This window comes from Nitratireductor rhodophyticola, assembly GCF_019891355.1.
Classification (GTDB): Bacteria; Pseudomonadota; Alphaproteobacteria; order Rhizobiales; family Rhizobiaceae; genus Nitratireductor; species Nitratireductor rhodophyticola.
In genome coordinates this window covers 268,815-283,554 of the sequence record NZ_JAHSSF010000001.1, presented here as the reverse complement: position 1 = coordinate 283,554, position 14,740 = coordinate 268,815, and the positions used below count along the sequence as shown (strand labels likewise).

Genomic DNA, 14,740 nt, shown 5'->3' with positions numbered 1-14,740 from the left:
CTGGCTTCATTGAACAAATAGCTGTTTCAAAAAAGAAAAAGGCCGGACACGAGGCCCGGCCTTCCAACCGTTCATTGCGGCTAAAGCGTGATGCGGTAGAGCGCAAAACCTTCCTGCCCCTCGCCAGCCGGTTCAATCGAAACACCCTCGACGCTCGAGGCGAATTCCGCACCCTTGGGGCCTGTCTCGAACAAAACCGACGTGTCGGCCAGAGGCTTGAAGGTCCAGTTGGCGTCTGCGGACGGGTTGATGGTTCCCTGCTCCACGATATAGCGCACGATCACATCGCGATTCGTGTCCGGTGCAGCAAAGATCACCTTGTCCGGCCCGATCCCCGGGAAATTGCCTCCGCCCCCGCCACGGTAATTGTTCGTTGCGACGATGAATTTCTGAGCCGGGTCGACCGCCGCGCCATTAAACTGCAGATCCACGATGCGGTTCGAATCCGCGTTCAAGAGCTCGCCCTTGGACGAATATTTCGGTGGCTGGGACAGGTCTATCCGATAGGTCACGCCGTCGATCACGTCGAAATTGTAGGACGGGAACGAGGGGTCGAGCAGCGGCTGGTCCGACTTGCCCGGTTCCACGAGATTGAAAATGCCGGCCGACATCTCGAGCCATTCCTTCACATCCGCACCCGTCACCAGAACGGCCTGCACCGTGTTGGGATAAAGATAAAGATCGGCGACGTTCTTGATCGCCACATCGCCCGCTGGCACGTCCGTGTAATAGTCTGGACCGCCGCGCCCGCCGGCCTTGAAGGGCGCAGCCGCCGAAAGCACGGGCAGATCCCGGTATTCGCCATCCTTCAGCATGTCGGTGATGTACCAGGTCTGTGCCTGGCTTACGATCTGCACGGATGGGTCATCGGCCACCAGCGCGAAATACGAATGCAGCGGCGCGGATGTCTTGCCCACAGCAGTACGCACATATTTCAGCGTTGCCTCGTGGTCTTCGCGCACCGCTTCCTCGACCTCCGCCTTGCTTTCGACCAGCGGCTCGGTCTGGCGTTCCACACGTTTGAAAATCGGGCGCGCCTCGGACGTCGCGTTCACCACCACCCAGCTCTGCCCGTCCCTTTCCAGAAGCAGGTCGATCAGGCCCAGATGCGATCCCCAGAAGCCGCCCATGACGGCAGGTTTTCCGGCGATCGTGCCCCTGGCGTTGTCGACACCTTCAAGCCCTTCGAACTTCGGACCGGGAAAATCGAGATGGCTGTGCCCGGTCACGATGGCGTCGATACCGTCGACACCGGCAAGCAGCAGCGAGGCGTTCTCGAGATTTTCCTCATACTGCGCCGGGCCAATACCCGAATGCGACAGCGCCACCACGATATCGGCGCCCTCCTCGCGCATCTGCGGAACCCAGGCCTCCGCCGCCCGAACGATGTCGCGCGTCATCGCCTTGCCGGTCAGATGCTTTGAATCCCAGTTCATGATCTGAGGCGGCACAAAGCCGATCAGCCCCACCCGGATCGGATGCTCCGCGCCATCGCCGTCCTTCACCATCCGGTCAAGGATCACGTAGGGTTTCAGGAACAAGTCATCGTCGCGGCCGCTGGCGGCAAGCTGCCCCTTGGTCAGGTTGGCGCAGACAAACGGAAAATTCGCGCCTGCAAGCACCTTGAACATGAAATCGAGCCCGTAATTGAACTCGTGATTGCCAAGCGTCGAGCAATCGTAGCCGAGCGTGTTCATCCCCTTGATCACCGGGTGAATGTCGCCGTCGCGCATGCCGCGCTCATAGGCGATGTAATCGCCCATCGGGTTGCCCTGGAGGAAGTCGCCATTGTCGACGAGGATCGAGTTCGTTGCCTCTGCGCGGATTGCGTCGATGATCGACGCCGTGCGGGCGAGCCCCATCGTGTCATTGGGCTTGTCGGCGTAATAATCGTAGGGAAAGACATGCACATGCAGGTCGGTGGTTTCCATAATGCGCAAATGCGCCTGGTTCACCGAAGCCTTGGCGGAAAAAGGGTGCATCAGCACCAGAGAACCTGCAGCAGCCGAGCCTGTTAAAAACGAACGGCGGGACATGGAGGCGTATGCGGACATCATGATCGTCTCTCCTGGGCCTTTGAAAAGGAACCGGCGAAGGAGCATGATTGCGCCGTCGCGCCGAGACTTCCAGCAAAATCTCGTGACGCGCGCATGACAGTCGACCGGCACGTTGTGAGCGAACCCTGTCGCATGCAGAACAGCGCCCGGACAGCAAATGCAGCAGCATCGGATCCGGCTGCAGCGAATGCGGAGGAGACGCGAGGATGAGCGACACACCGGGCGACAGAACCAGGCTTCATGCCTCCCCACCCTGTTTCATGCACGAGCTGGGCGATGGCGCTGGCATCTCAATCGCGGAAATCTGGCCGGAGGTCCGCCGCTGGCGCAAGGCCACGCGCGACCGCCTGATCGCCGAGCGCCTCGCCGTTCCCGCCGCCGAACGCACCCGCCTTGCCGGCATCATCGCACAGAAGCTCGACGCTCTGATCGGCGATCCATCGGGCCGCGTGGTCGGCCTCTACTGGCCGTTCCGGGGCGAGCCGGACCTGCGCCCATGGCTTGCCACCCTCCATGATCGCGGTGCCATGGCGGCCCTGCCGGTCGTCATCCAGAAAGCCGCGCCCCTCGTCTTTCGCCCCTATCGTCCCAGAGACACACTCGAACGCGGTGTCTGGAACATACCCGTTCCGGCAACCGACAAAGAGATCGTTCCCGATATCGTCGTCTCGCCGCTGGTCGGTTTCGATAAAGGCAACTACAGGCTGGGCTATGGTGGCGGATTTTATGACCGCACGATTGCCGCATTGCCGAAAAAGCCGCTACTAATCGGCATCGGATACGCTTTCTCACAACTCCCAACGATCTATCCCCAGCCGCACGACATTCCGATGGATCGTATCGTTACCGCCGGCTGATTCCGGCAGGCCTTCACGCCATCTGCGGCTTCAGCCCCACGCCTGTCCGGTCGACCACCTCGCGCAATGCAAAAGCCGAGTTGATCTTGATCACGTGCGGCATGCCCGTCAGCCACTCCTTGTGGACACGCTCATAGTCCTGCAGGTCGCGCGCAGCGATCCGCAGAATATAGTCGTACTCACCCGACATCAGATGGCAGGACACCACATTCGGACAACGCTGCACGGCTGCTTCGAACTCGCTGAGCGTCCGCTCGAACTGTCCCGACAGCGAAATATGCACAATCACCGTAACGCCATGTCCAAGGGCTGCATTTGAGAGCCGGGCGTGGTATCCCTTGACAACACCGCTCTTCTCCAGATTGTCGAGACGGCGGGAGCAGGCCGACTGGGAGAGCCCCACCTTCTCCGCAAGCGCCGAATTGGAGATCCGCCCATCCTTCTGGAGCACTTCCAGGATAGCGATATCAATCCTATCAAGGGCCATTAATCGAATTTCCTCCCATGGATTTTCTATTTTGCGCAAAAAATAGCGAAAAACATCACCGAGCGCAAACATCTTCGCAAAGACGTTCGGCCAGTTTTGTGGTCTCATTCATTGAGCCAGAAAATTCGCAAAACGCTCGGAGGAGACACGGATGCGCGTCGGCTGCCCGAAGGAAATCAAGAATCATGAATATCGCGTCGGCCTGACACCCGGCTCCGTGCGCGAATATGTGGCACACGGGCACGATGTGCTCGTGGAAGCCGGCGCCGGTGCCGGCATCGGTGCCGACGACAATGCCTACCGTGCAGCCGGCGCCAGCATCGCCAGGTCGGCCGAAGAGGTTTTCGCCAGGTCGGACATGATCGTTAAGGTCAAGGAGCCGCAACCCTCGGAATGGGTGCAGCTTCGCGAAGACCAGATTCTCTACACCTATCTCCACCTGGCGCCCGATCCGGATCAGACACGCGGCCTGGTCGATTCCGGCGTCACTGCCATCGCCTACGAGACCGTCACGGATGCGCGCGGCGGGCTTCCGCTTCTCGCTCCGATGTCCGAGGTCGCGGGCCGCCTTGCCATCCAGGCCGGCGCCACCGCGCTTCAGAAAGCCAATGGCGGACGGGGCGTGCTGCTTGGCGGCGTGCCCGGCGTTCTCCCCGGCAAGGTTGCCATCATCGGCGGCGGCGTGGTCGGCCTCAATGCGGCCAAGATGGCGGTCGGCCTCGGTGCCGATGTCACGATCATCGACCGCTCCATCCCCCGCCTGCGCGAGCTGGATGACATCTTTAACGGCCGTGTCCACACACGCTATTCCACCGTCGAGGCACTTGAGGAAGAGTGCTTCTCCTCCGATGTCATCGTCGGTGCCGTGCTCATTCCGGGCGCTGCAGCGCCCAAGCTGGTCACCCGCGAGATGCTTTCGGGCATGAAGAAGGGTGCCGTGCTGGTCGACGTCGCCATCGATCAGGGTGGCTGCTTCGAAACCTCGCATGCCACCACGCATTCGGACCCGACATACGAGGTCGACGGCATCATCCATTATTGCGTGGCCAACATGCCGGGTGCCGTTCCCGTCACCTCCGCGCACGCGCTGAACAACGCCACGCTGCACTATGGTCTTCAGCTTGCCGACAAGGGCCTCAAGGCACTTGTTGACGATCAGAACCTGCGCAACGGCCTGAACGTCCACAAGGGCCGCATCACCAATCAGGCCGTTGCCGAAGCGTTGGGCTACGAAATGGCCGAGCCGAAATCCGCGCTCGCCGCCTGAAGATAAACACTCTGCCTCCAACGTTGCCCGCCGGAAACGGCGGGCTTTTTTCGCAGGGTTCGGCGTGAGTGCGATCAGGCCCGGTCTATGCGCACCTGGTAGCAGTTGTATTGCGCGGAACGCATATGCAGATAGGCAATATCTTCACGCTGCAGGAGTTCGTGCGCCCGCGTACAGATATCCTGTTTTGGCGTCACCGCTCCCGTACCGTAGACGATGCGGTTGTCATGACCGTAGCCGCGCAGCAGCCACTCCGTGCGGGCGCGAAACAGCGCCGGCATGACATCGCTGTCCGGCGCCCGTTCGCATTCCTCCGCACACAGGAAAACCGGCCCGGTCTCGGCATAGGGCTGGGTTTGCGGGAATGGCCGATACGCCAGGATAAGATAGGGTTTGCCCTCAGGTACCGAACGCAGGCAATGGCGGCAGGGGATGCCACCGCCGTCCGATAGTCTTCGTTCGGGCTTCATCCCATAAGCGTCGGGCGCGCCATTGCGAAAGGCTTTCGCTTCATCGCTCCCCATGGCCACAAACTTGATCAATCCCATGACTGGTCTCCTTCAAAGCTGATGGAGACCAGTTTGCCTGCCGGAACCGCAGCTTCCACCCGATTCCGGCCAAGTTCCCCCTGTCAGCGCCCACTTCCCCTGTCAGCGCCCACTTCCCCTGTCAGCGAAGGAAATCGTCGATGCGCCGCAGCGTGACGCGCCGGTTGCGCCAGTTCTCATGGGGCGTGGGCACCAGAAGAAACTCCTCGCCATAGCCCACCGTTTCCAGCATGCGAGCGGGCACGCGGAACTCCCGCACCAGAACGCGCCGCAGCGAGGCGGCCCGGCGCTCGGAGAGCTGCTGGTTGTAGCCGAAAGACCCGACCGCATCGGTGTGTCCTTCAAGAAGCACCACTGTTCCCGGCCGGCGGCGACGCAGCCGGTGCAGCGCATCGGCAATCTCCTCCACCTTGCGGAACTGCGAATAGGGTATTTCAGCCGAATCGAACCCGAAATTGATCGCCTGAATGTCAATCGAGGGCGCGCGGCGGCGCAGGTCCGGCCGGCGTTTCAGTTCGCGCACCGTCACCCGGTCCTGCGGGCGCACGCGCTGCGCGGGAGCTGCTTCGAGGCTCCGCTGGATGCGCGACGCCGAGGGCATGGAGGATTGCGCCATGGCCGCACCCGGCATCAGCGATGCCGCGATGGTTGCGCCCAGCATTTGACGGCGGTTCAGCATGGAAGGCTCCTTTCAGGGAAACGGTTCATCGATTGCCCGCATCTTCATGCGGTGCGGCTGAATTGACGATGAACGTGCCGTTGCCCCGCTTTCAGCTTTCCCTGCCCGTCGCCACGGGGGTGTCTTCGCGTCCGCCCCATTCGCTCCAGGAACCGTCATAGAGCCTGTTGTCCGTATGCCCCACCGTTTCCAGCGCCAGCGTGATCACTGCCGCTGTCACGCCCGAACCGCACGACGTCACCACAGGCCGCTCGAGATCGAGCCCCGCCTGTGCGAACAGCGCCCGCAGTTCTTCCGTCGCAAGAAGCCTGCCATCGCGCGAAAGAGCCGAGGCCGGCACATTGCGTGCGCCCGGCATGTGTCCGGACCGCATCCCTGCGCGCGGCTCCGGATCTTCCCCCGTAAACCGGCCCGCCGGCCGCGCATCGGCAATCTGCGCCGATCCGTCCTCGACAACCCCTCGCACGGCCTTGATGTCTGCGACGCGCGTATCATCGAATGAGGCATTGAAAACCGTGGGCGCAATCCTGGTTGGCTCGTTTGTCAGCGCCCTGCCCTCGGCCCGCCAGCCATCGAGACCGCCCTCCAGCACCCGCACATCCTTTGCCCCCATCACCCGGAACATCCACCACACGCGCGGCGCGGAGAACAACCCCGGTCCGTCATAGACGATGATCGTGTCGCTCTCCGAAATCCCCATCGCGCTCGCATGACGCTGAAAGGTGGCGGCATCCGGCAAGGCATGCGGCAGGTCGGAATCGGGATCCACCACCGCGTCCTGGTCAAAAAACACGGCACCGGGGATATGCCCCGCCTCATACTCCGCCTTCGCGTCCCTGCCCTGCGCCGGCAGATACCAGGACGCATCGACAATGGAGAGACCGGGCTGGCCAAGCCGCTCCTCCAGCCACGCGGACGAAACAGTAAAAAGGCTGGTCTCGCTCATCTGATCCTCGCAATCCTGGAGCACTTTGCAGTCAGGTAGCATCACCTGACATCCGCATGAATGCGGAAAAACAGACAGAATGAGCGGAACAGCGTTTCCATGAAACGATGAACCGCTCTAACTCGCCGGCAATGAACCGAAACGAATGCGGAAGCGGCGGTTCTCCCGCCCCTTCTTCTCGATCTTTCCGATGTGAATCTCTCCCACTTCGGCGGTGCTCGCCACATGCGTGCCGCCGCAGGGCTGGCTGTCGACAACCGCCTCCTCGCCGATGCACACGAGCCGGATGCGTCCTGCCCCCCGCGGCGGGCGCACATTCTTCGATTTCACCAGGCCGGGATTGGACTCCAGTTCTTCCTCGCTGATCCACCGCGTGAAAACGGGATGGTCCCCGTTCACCAGCTCCATCAGCCTGATGGTGACGTCTTCCTTGGTGACATTCGCGTCCGGGAGATCGAAATCCACCCGCGAATCCGCCTCGTTCACCGAGGCGCCAGTGATCGGAAACGGACAGATAACGCTCAGAAGATGGCAGGCCGTGTGCATGCGCATAAGCTTGAAACGGCGTTCCCAGTCGATCGCCAGTTGAAGCGTCTCGCCCACTTCAGGCAGAACCTGCTCTGCTGCCGGGACGTGGATGATCTCATCCTTCGTCTCGCCCGTCACAGTCGCCGCGATCGCGATGGTCGAGCCGTCTTCGCGGGTAAAGCGTCCCGTGTCGCCCGGCTGACCGCCAGACGTGGCGTAAAACATCGTCCGGTCGAGCAGGATGCCGCCGCGATCGTTGATGCCGACGACACGCGCCGCCCCGTCCCGCAGATAGGCATCGTCACGAAAAAGCGCCTCCGTCTGCGCCATCAGGCCACCTCCTCGAACGGGACATCGATTTCCGGCGAACGCTCCATCCAGCCGGGCACCGGCAGGCCCTTTTCACGCAGGAAAGACGGATTGAACAGCTTGGACTGATAGCGTGTGCCACAGTCGCAAAGCACCGTCACGATACGATGCCCGGGCCCGAGTTCGCGTGCCAGGCGAATGGCGCCGGCAATGTTGATTCCCGTGGAGCCGCCGAGGCACAGCCCCTCCTCCTGCACCAGGTCGAAGACGATCGGCAGCGCCTCATCATCCGGTATCTGATAAGAAAAGTCTGGCGCAAACCCGTCCAGATTGGCCGTGATGCGCCCCTGCCCGATGCCTTCCGTGATCGACGTCCCTTCAGATTTCAGCTCACCATCGGTGTAATAGCTGAAGAGCGCTGCTCCCATCGGGTCGGCAAGCGCCACCTTCACATCCCTGTTTTTGTGACGCAGACCTTCCGCAACGCCGGCAAGCGTGCCGCCCGTGCCGACAGCCGAGACGAAGCCATCGACCTTTCCGCCCGTCTGTTCCCAGATTTCGGCTGCCGTCGTTTTCACATGGCCTTCGCGGTTGGCCACATTGTCAAACTGGTTCGCCCAGATGGCTCCGTTCGGGTCCGACTTTGCAATCTGTTCGGCAAGACGCCCCGAAACCTTCACATAGTTGTTCGGGTTCTTGTAGGGCACGGCCGGAACTTCGATCAGCTCGGCTCCCAGCACCCTGAGCGCATCTTTCTTTTCCTGGCTCTGGGTTTCAGGGATGACGATCACCGTACGATAGCCCAGCGCCTTGGCAACCACGGTCAGGCCGATGCCCGTATTCCCTGCCGTCCCTTCGACAATAACGCCGCCAGGCCTCAAAAGCCCTCGCTTTTCTGCATCGCGGATGATGAAGAGCCCGGCACGATCCTTCACCGACTGCCCCGGATTCATGAATTCGGCCTTGCCGAGAATCTCGCAGCCTGTTTCCTCCGAGGCCCGCTTCAGGCGGATCAGCGGGGTATTGCCGATGGCATCCACAACCGAGTTTTTCATGGCGTCCTCTTTCGATTTTTGCGGAGGTTAGAAAGCCCGCCCGAGGGTTGCAAGGAGGGATTTTTCGCAACAGGCCAAAAGGGCGCAAAGCTGTCGCGTATTGCGTGGCAAAGCGAACCTTTTCGGTGTGTACTGTCCACAAGGTGCTTTTCTTCGCGCCGACCGCCCGATAAACCTGCCCCAGAACTGTAGGGGGATTGGAATGGCGCTTTACCGGGCCAGTCCACAGGATGGCGTAGCATGGATCACCGGTGCCAGCACCGGGATCGGGCGGGCGCTCGCCATCCGCCTCGCCCGCAAGGGCTACACCGTTGCAGCCACCGCACGTGCAGAAGACGGCCTCTCCTCCATAACGCGGGAGGCAGAGCATCTCGACGGTCGGATTTTCGTCTTTCCGTGCGACGTGATGAACGAAGCCGCGATGGAACGCACCGTTTCCCAGATCGAGAAGAATCTCGGTCCCATAGCCCTCGCCGTGTTCAACGCCGGAACCTATCTTCCGGTGCGCGGCGACCGCCTGGAAACAACCAACTTCGTCCGCAGCTATCAGATCAACGTCTTCGGGACGCTGAACGGACTTGTGCCGGTCTCCGATCGCATGCGTGAGCGCGGTTTCGGGCAGATCGCCGTGATGGGGTCGGTCACGTCGTTTTTCGGCATGCCGTCAGCCGCTGCCTACGGGTCGACCAAGGCCGCCCTCAACAATCTTGTCGAAGGGCTGCGCTACGATTTCGAAAAACTCAACATCCGCACCCAGGTCATCAATCCGGGATTTGTCGCCACACCGCTCACCGACAAGACAAACTTTTCGATGCCCGCGCTTCTCACCGCATCGGAGGCGGCCCGCCGCATTGACAGAGGTCTTCACAAAAGCGGTTTCGAAATCGCTTTCCCAAAGCGCCTTGTCTGGCCGCTGAAATTCCTGCGCCTCTTCCCAGCGTCCTGCATATTTCACGTCATGTATCGCCTGACAGGCTGGAACAGGCGCTCCCTCGGGCCACGCAGGAAAACAGGGAAAGGTGCCCGGGCCAGGTCCTGACCCTGGAGCATTTTGCAGTCAGGTGGAATCACCTGACGTCAGCACAAATGCAGGGAATCAGACAGATAGAGCGGAGCGGCGTTTCCATGAAACGGTGAAACGCTCTAGCTGCCATGTGCCCGCTCCATCTCGGGCGGCGCATCTTTGCAGATCAGGTAGATGGCCAGCGAAAGAGCGATCAGGAAAGCATAGAAAATGAACAGGGTCTGATATGCGGCCACCGGGTCACCCGGCACGGTGGATGCCGAAACGACACCGCCCGTCAGAAACTGCATCACACCGGCACCTCCCACGGAAAAGAAATTCAGGAGGGTCACACCGCGCCCCGTCAGATGGGCCGGCACAAAGGCCCGGCCATGCGCCATCAGCAGGCCATAACTCGCGCCACACAGACCGATGACGACGAGCACGACCGTGGTCGTGACAATGGAAGAAACGGGCACAACCGCCAGAAACAGTATGGCGAGGAGACCGATGAGATTGCCGCCGACCGCCACCCATTTCCGTGTCCGGAAAAACACATCCAGCGGTCCGTAGACAAAACTGCCCGCGGACATCGCAAGGGCCATGAAAAGTGTCGCCTGTCCGATCATGAGCGCGTCCGCACCATAGACATCGGCAAGATAGGGGCCGGCCCAAAGGCCGCGAATGCCCGCTGCCGGTGCATAGTTCAGCGCAGTCAGAGGCAGGATAGGCCAGAGCACGCGAAGGCTCAGAAGTTCGCGGTAGCCATTGAATCCAAGTCCTTTTTCCCGCTCGCTTTCACCTGCCGGTTCGGGGTCGCGCACGAGAAACTGGATGGCGATGCCGGTCAAGATCGTGAAGAACGCCAGGCCCCCCATGACACTCCGCCAGCCGAATGCCTCCGCCGCCGCAGCCATTGGCGCAGAGCCCACCACATTGCCAAGCGTGCCGAAGGCGATCAGCCAGGAGATCAGGATGGTGAGCCGCCCCGCCGAAAAGGACTTTGCGAAGATGAAGACAGAAGCCATCAATACGGCGGAGCACCCGGCGCCGTTGAGCGCCATGGCAAGAATGATCGTTTCCGGCGTTGGCGCAAATGCGAACATCAGCGCTCCGCCCCCACCGCAAACCGTCAGCAGAAACGCTGCCGTGCGACGCGGGCCATAGCGGTCGAGTGAAACACCGACGACAAACTGCATCAGGGCGAACACGACGAACCACGCGCCCGAAGCCATGGAGAGCTCAGCCTTTGTGGCGCCCAGCTCAGTTGTCAAAGCCGGTGTCAGAACAGCCAGAAACGACCGGTAGAATTGCGACAGGACATATCCGATCGCCAGTGCCGCAAGACCGATCATCGTTTCGCCATGTCCTCCCACTCTGGCAACAACGCCAGACAGGTTTGGCCTAACCGAACGGACGACCGGCGACAATTGGGCCAGACCGGCCTATCGGCCGATCAGCTCATGTCGAAAGCCGGGAAATGAAGTTTATGCAGCGCGTGCGCCGGGTCGCCTGTTCCGGTTCCGGCGCCGGCGGCGCACAGGCTTGTCCCCCTCATTCTGCCGCTGCTCGGCCTGTTGCTGCGGTTTCGCAGCGGGCCGCTTCGGCTTGCGGTTTTCACCGCCCCTGGAGGGCTTTGGCGCATTGCGGCGCTCGCCGGCGTTGTTGGCGGGGACCGGACGCACCGGATCGGGTTCCGATGTATGGTCCGCCGTCACTGGCAGCCGCATGCGGATGATCTTCTCCACCGCCTTCAACTTGTCGGTCTCACCCGGATCGCACAGGGTCACCGCCTCGCCCGAGGCCCCGTTTCGGCCCGTGCGTCCAATGCGATGCACATAGCTTTCCGGCTGGTCCGGCAGATCGAAGTTCACCACGTGGCTGATGCCTGGAACGTCGATCCCGCGCGCCGCAATATCGGTCGCCACGAGAATGCGCACCGACCCATCACGAAAGCCGTTCAGCGCGCGCTGGCGAGCATTCTGCGACTTGTTGCCATGAATGACCGCGGCCTCGAACCCGTCGCGTTCCAGGTCGCGCGTCACCCGGTCCGCGCCATGTTTGGTGCGCGCAAACACGATCACCGAGCGCATGGCCTCGTCGGCCAGCATGTCGGAAAGGATCTTGCGCTTCTGCTTGGTGCGCGCCATCACCAGATGCTGTGTGATCTCACCGGCCGTGGTCGACTGTTTGGCGATCTCCACCCGCAACGGATCGTTGAGCAGGCTCTGGGCAAGCCCTTCCACTTCCTTCGGCATTGTTGCCGAGAAGAGTGCCGTCTGGCGGGCCGGATGCGTGGCCCGCGCGATGCGGCGCACATCGTTGATAAAGCCCATGTCGAGCATGCGGTCAGCCTCATCGAGCACCAGCCAGCGCGTCTCGGCAAGCGAAAGCTCGCCCGAGCGCACGATATCCGTCAGCCGGCCCGGCGTCGCCACCAGAATGTCGACACCCTGGGCAAGACGCTTCACCTGGCTGTTGCGGGAGACACCGCCCAGGACCAGCGCCGTGGCCAGATGCGCGTGGCGCGAAAGTTCACGCACCACATCGTCGATCTGGACCGCCAGTTCCCGCGTCGGACACAGGATCAGCGCGCGCGCGGTCTTGCGCACACGCTTGGAGCCGAGCGCGATGATCTGCGAGAGAATGGGCAGCGAGAAGGCTGCCGTCTTGCCCGAGCCGGTCTGCGCAATGCCCAGCACGTCGCGCTTCTCCAGCATGGCCGGAATGGCTTTTTCCTGGATCGGCTTCGGGGTCACAAACCCCACGTCTTCGGCCGCCTTCAACAGCGCGCCTGAAATTCCCAGTTCTGCGAAACCGATCTGTTTCGCATTGTTGTCATTGGTCAATTTACAATCTTTCCCATGCCGGCGCCCACAGGCGCCGCAAATGATATGTGGCAGGGCGCAACCTGCCGAATAAATGTTTGGATGAACGACAAGACGACGGGGGTGCCCCGTGCGGCTGCGCTGTCGCGCCGGCGATGCCGGCTTAAGCTCTCGCCCGCAGGCGATGGCCTCAGACGCAACCAGTCTCTTTAGAAAGCCGGCATTGCCGACCCATGCGTCTCGGCGTCATATGGGCTATCTGCCGGCAAAGTGCAATCGCTAATTTGTGCGACGCAACCGCTCACCCATCACGGGCAAGCCTTCTGAGCGCCAGCATGCTGCGCCAGTTGCGCCCGGTCATCTCCAGTTTCAGGGTTCGCTCCATCCTGGGCGCGAAGCGCGACTGCCCCATGCCATCGGGTGTGTAAAGATAGAGCGTGCGCCCGTTGATACGAAACTCTTCCGTCCCAGTCGCCAGTGCCTTGAGCGCTTGCACTCTTTCGAGCTCAGGTTCGCGTTCCATCGCATAAACATGCACACAGGTCGGTGCATTCTCGGCTTGCGGAAACGGGTTGCCGGCGATCATCGCCTCCCATTCGTCGAGGCTGCGCACCATGATCGCCTTCTGGAAGCCCATGCGCGTCTTCGCGAGGTCGGCAACGCGCCTGCGCACATCCTCTTCACTGGACGTCGCCGTCAGCACGGCGTTGCCGCTGTTGATGTAAGTCGCGACCCCGGAAAAGCCGCCCTCACCCAAAACCTCTCGCAACTCCTTCACAGGCAGCTGTGTTGCACCACCCACCCCACGAAAGAGCACAATGAACCGCGTTTTGGACACTTTCGCCCCTCAGATGATCAGTCCCGCAATCGTATCGTTGTCTGTTATGTCCTGATAGGCCCAGCCGGCCGCGTCGAACCGTCCCGTCAGAACATCGAAATTGGCACGGTTCCTGGTCTCGATGCCGATCAGCACCGAGCCGAAATTCCGTGCCGACTTCTTGAGATATTCGAACCGCGTGATGTCGTCTTCCGGTCCCAGAAGGTCGAGGAAATCGCGCAGGGCGCCGGGGCGCTGCGGGAAGCGGAAGATGAAGTACTTCTTCAATCCTTCGAAACGCAGCGCCCGCTCCTTCACGTCCGGCAGGCGCTCGAAGTCGAAATTCCCCCCCGACACGACAGCAATCACCGTGCGCCCCTCAATCTCCTGCGGCGCAAAATCCTTCAGCGTGTCGATGGCCAGCGCGCCCGCCGGCTCCAGCACAACGCCCTCAATGTTCAGCATTTCGATCATCGTCGCGCACAGCCGGTTTTCCGGCACCAGATGCACGGCATCGGCGTCAAACGTCTTGAGATGCGAAAACGGCGCCGCGCCGATCTCGGCCACCGCCGCCCCGTCGACGAAATTGTCCACCCTGTCGAGCCGCACCTGCCGGTCCTGCACCAGCGCCTGCTGCAGGCTCGCCGCCCCTTCAGGCTCGGCAAAGGCAAAGGAGCCCGCCTCCCCACTGGCCGTGAGATAGCGCGTCACACCGGAAGCAAGACCGCCGCCGCCCACCGGTAGGATCACCAGGCTATCGTCCATGCGCACACCGTCGAACGCCTGGATCTGCTCGGCAATCTCGCGCGCCACCGTTGCCTGCCCCTCGATGATGTCAGGGTGGTCGAAGGGCGGCACCATGGCGCCACCGCTCTCCTCGGCAAACGCCAGCGCAGCCCTGTAGCAATCGTCGAAAAAATCGCCGATCAGTCGGATTTCAACGAAATCTCCGCCAAAAATACGCGTTTTGTCGATTTTCTGCTGCGGCGTCGTCACCGGCATGAAAACGACACCCTTGCAGCCGAAATGGCGGCAGACATAGGCAAATCCCTGTGCATGGTTGCCGGCCGAAGCGCAGACAAATGTACGCCCTGTCCCGCCCTGCGCCATCGCCTTGCGGAAGAAATTGAATGCGCCGCGTATCTTGTAGGAGCGAACCGGCGTCAGGTCCTCGCGTTTCAGGAAGACCCGCGCCCCGGTCTTCTTGGAGAGATAGTCGTTCTCCTGAAGCGGCGTTTCGGCAAACAGCGACCGCAGCGCACCAGCTGCCTCTGCCACCGCGTCCACGAATTCGCTATCACCCGATGCTGCACTCATGCTCTCTTGCCTATCCAGTCCTTGTGTCCTACGGGCTATTGC

14 protein-coding genes are annotated in these 14,740 nt (G+C 61.6%); 3 read left to right on the top strand and 11 right to left on the bottom strand.

Annotation, left to right across the window (positions count from 1 at the left end; all coding sequences use genetic code 11):
• Positions 1-80 precede the first annotated feature (80 nt).
• Positions 81-2,054, bottom strand: coding sequence for a bifunctional 2',3'-cyclic-nucleotide 2'-phosphodiesterase/3'-nucleotidase (locus KUG85_RS01300; RefSeq protein ID WP_223004465.1), 1,974 nt, complete (start codon positions 2,052-2,054; stop codon positions 81-83).
• 209 nt (positions 2,055-2,263) lie between these two features.
• Between KUG85_RS01300 and KUG85_RS01295 the strand changes: the two genes are divergently transcribed.
• Positions 2,264-2,914, top strand: a complete 651-nt coding sequence (locus KUG85_RS01295; protein ID WP_223003885.1) for a 5-formyltetrahydrofolate cyclo-ligase — start codon at positions 2,264-2,266, stop codon at positions 2,912-2,914.
• A gap of 13 nt (positions 2,915-2,927) precedes the next feature.
• Here the strand turns inward: KUG85_RS01295 and KUG85_RS01290 are convergent, their stop codons facing one another.
• A complete protein-coding gene (locus KUG85_RS01290) occupies positions 2,928-3,401 on the bottom strand; it encodes an Lrp/AsnC family transcriptional regulator (RefSeq protein ID WP_007008270.1) in 474 nt (157 codons plus the stop codon).
• Positions 3,402-3,552: 151 nt separating this feature from the next.
• Here KUG85_RS01290 and ald point away from each other — a divergent pair, with 151 nt between their 5' ends.
• On the top strand, positions 3,553-4,668 hold the full coding sequence (ald, locus tag KUG85_RS01285; RefSeq protein ID WP_065815076.1) for an alanine dehydrogenase: 1,116 nt from the start codon (positions 3,553-3,555) through the stop codon (positions 4,666-4,668).
• A 74-nt stretch (positions 4,669-4,742) separates the two neighbouring features.
• Here the strand turns inward: ald and KUG85_RS01280 are convergent, their stop codons facing one another.
• The 5 genes from KUG85_RS01280 to KUG85_RS01260 form a co-directional block, all read right to left on the bottom strand.
• Complete coding sequence (locus KUG85_RS01280) at positions 4,743-5,216, bottom strand: DUF1203 domain-containing protein (RefSeq protein WP_223003884.1); 474 nt, start codon at positions 5,214-5,216, stop codon at positions 4,743-4,745.
• 121 nt (positions 5,217-5,337) lie between these two features.
• Complete coding sequence (locus KUG85_RS01275; protein ID WP_223003883.1) at positions 5,338-5,895, bottom strand: OmpA family protein; 558 nt, start codon at positions 5,893-5,895, stop codon at positions 5,338-5,340.
• 91 nt (positions 5,896-5,986) lie between these two features.
• Positions 5,987-6,841 carry a 3-mercaptopyruvate sulfurtransferase gene (gene sseA / locus KUG85_RS01270; RefSeq protein WP_065815073.1) on the bottom strand — a complete coding sequence of 285 codons (855 nt, stop codon included), beginning with the start codon at positions 6,839-6,841 and terminating at the stop codon, positions 5,987-5,989.
• 117 nt (positions 6,842-6,958) lie between these two features.
• A complete protein-coding gene (locus KUG85_RS01265) occupies positions 6,959-7,699 on the bottom strand; it encodes an alanyl-tRNA editing protein (RefSeq protein WP_407673629.1) in 741 nt (246 codons plus the stop codon).
• On the bottom strand, positions 7,699-8,733 hold the full coding sequence (locus KUG85_RS01260; RefSeq protein WP_223003882.1) for a cysteine synthase A: 1,035 nt from the start codon (positions 8,731-8,733) through the stop codon (positions 7,699-7,701). The genes KUG85_RS01265 and KUG85_RS01260 overlap by 1 nt, the downstream gene beginning before the upstream one ends.
• A 202-nt stretch (positions 8,734-8,935) precedes the next feature.
• On the opposite strand from KUG85_RS01260, the gene KUG85_RS01255 reads away from it, so the two are divergent.
• Positions 8,936-9,772 (top strand): SDR family NAD(P)-dependent oxidoreductase, encoded by an 837-nt coding sequence (locus KUG85_RS01255; protein WP_065815070.1) that lies wholly within the window; start codon positions 8,936-8,938, stop codon positions 9,770-9,772.
• A 104-nt stretch (positions 9,773-9,876) separates the two neighbouring features.
• Here the strand turns inward: KUG85_RS01255 and KUG85_RS01250 are convergent, their stop codons facing one another.
• From KUG85_RS01250 to ilvA, 4 genes are all read right to left on the bottom strand, one after another.
• Complete coding sequence (locus tag KUG85_RS01250) at positions 9,877-11,091, bottom strand: MFS transporter (protein WP_223003881.1); 1,215 nt, start codon at positions 11,089-11,091, stop codon at positions 9,877-9,879.
• Between the two features lie 132 nt (positions 11,092-11,223).
• On the bottom strand, positions 11,224-12,585 hold the full coding sequence (locus tag KUG85_RS01245; RefSeq protein ID WP_223003880.1) for a DEAD/DEAH box helicase: 1,362 nt from the start codon (positions 12,583-12,585) through the stop codon (positions 11,224-11,226).
• 280 nt (positions 12,586-12,865) lie between these two features.
• Positions 12,866-13,402: a DUF1697 domain-containing protein gene (locus KUG85_RS01240; protein WP_223003879.1), complete on the bottom strand. Its 537-nt coding sequence runs from the start codon at positions 13,400-13,402 to the stop codon at positions 12,866-12,868.
• Between the two features lie 9 nt (positions 13,403-13,411).
• Entirely contained in the window at positions 13,412-14,698 is a 1,287-nt protein-coding gene (gene ilvA / locus KUG85_RS01235) for a threonine ammonia-lyase IlvA (RefSeq protein ID WP_223003878.1), read from the bottom strand.
• Positions 14,699-14,740: the final 42 nt, after the last annotated feature.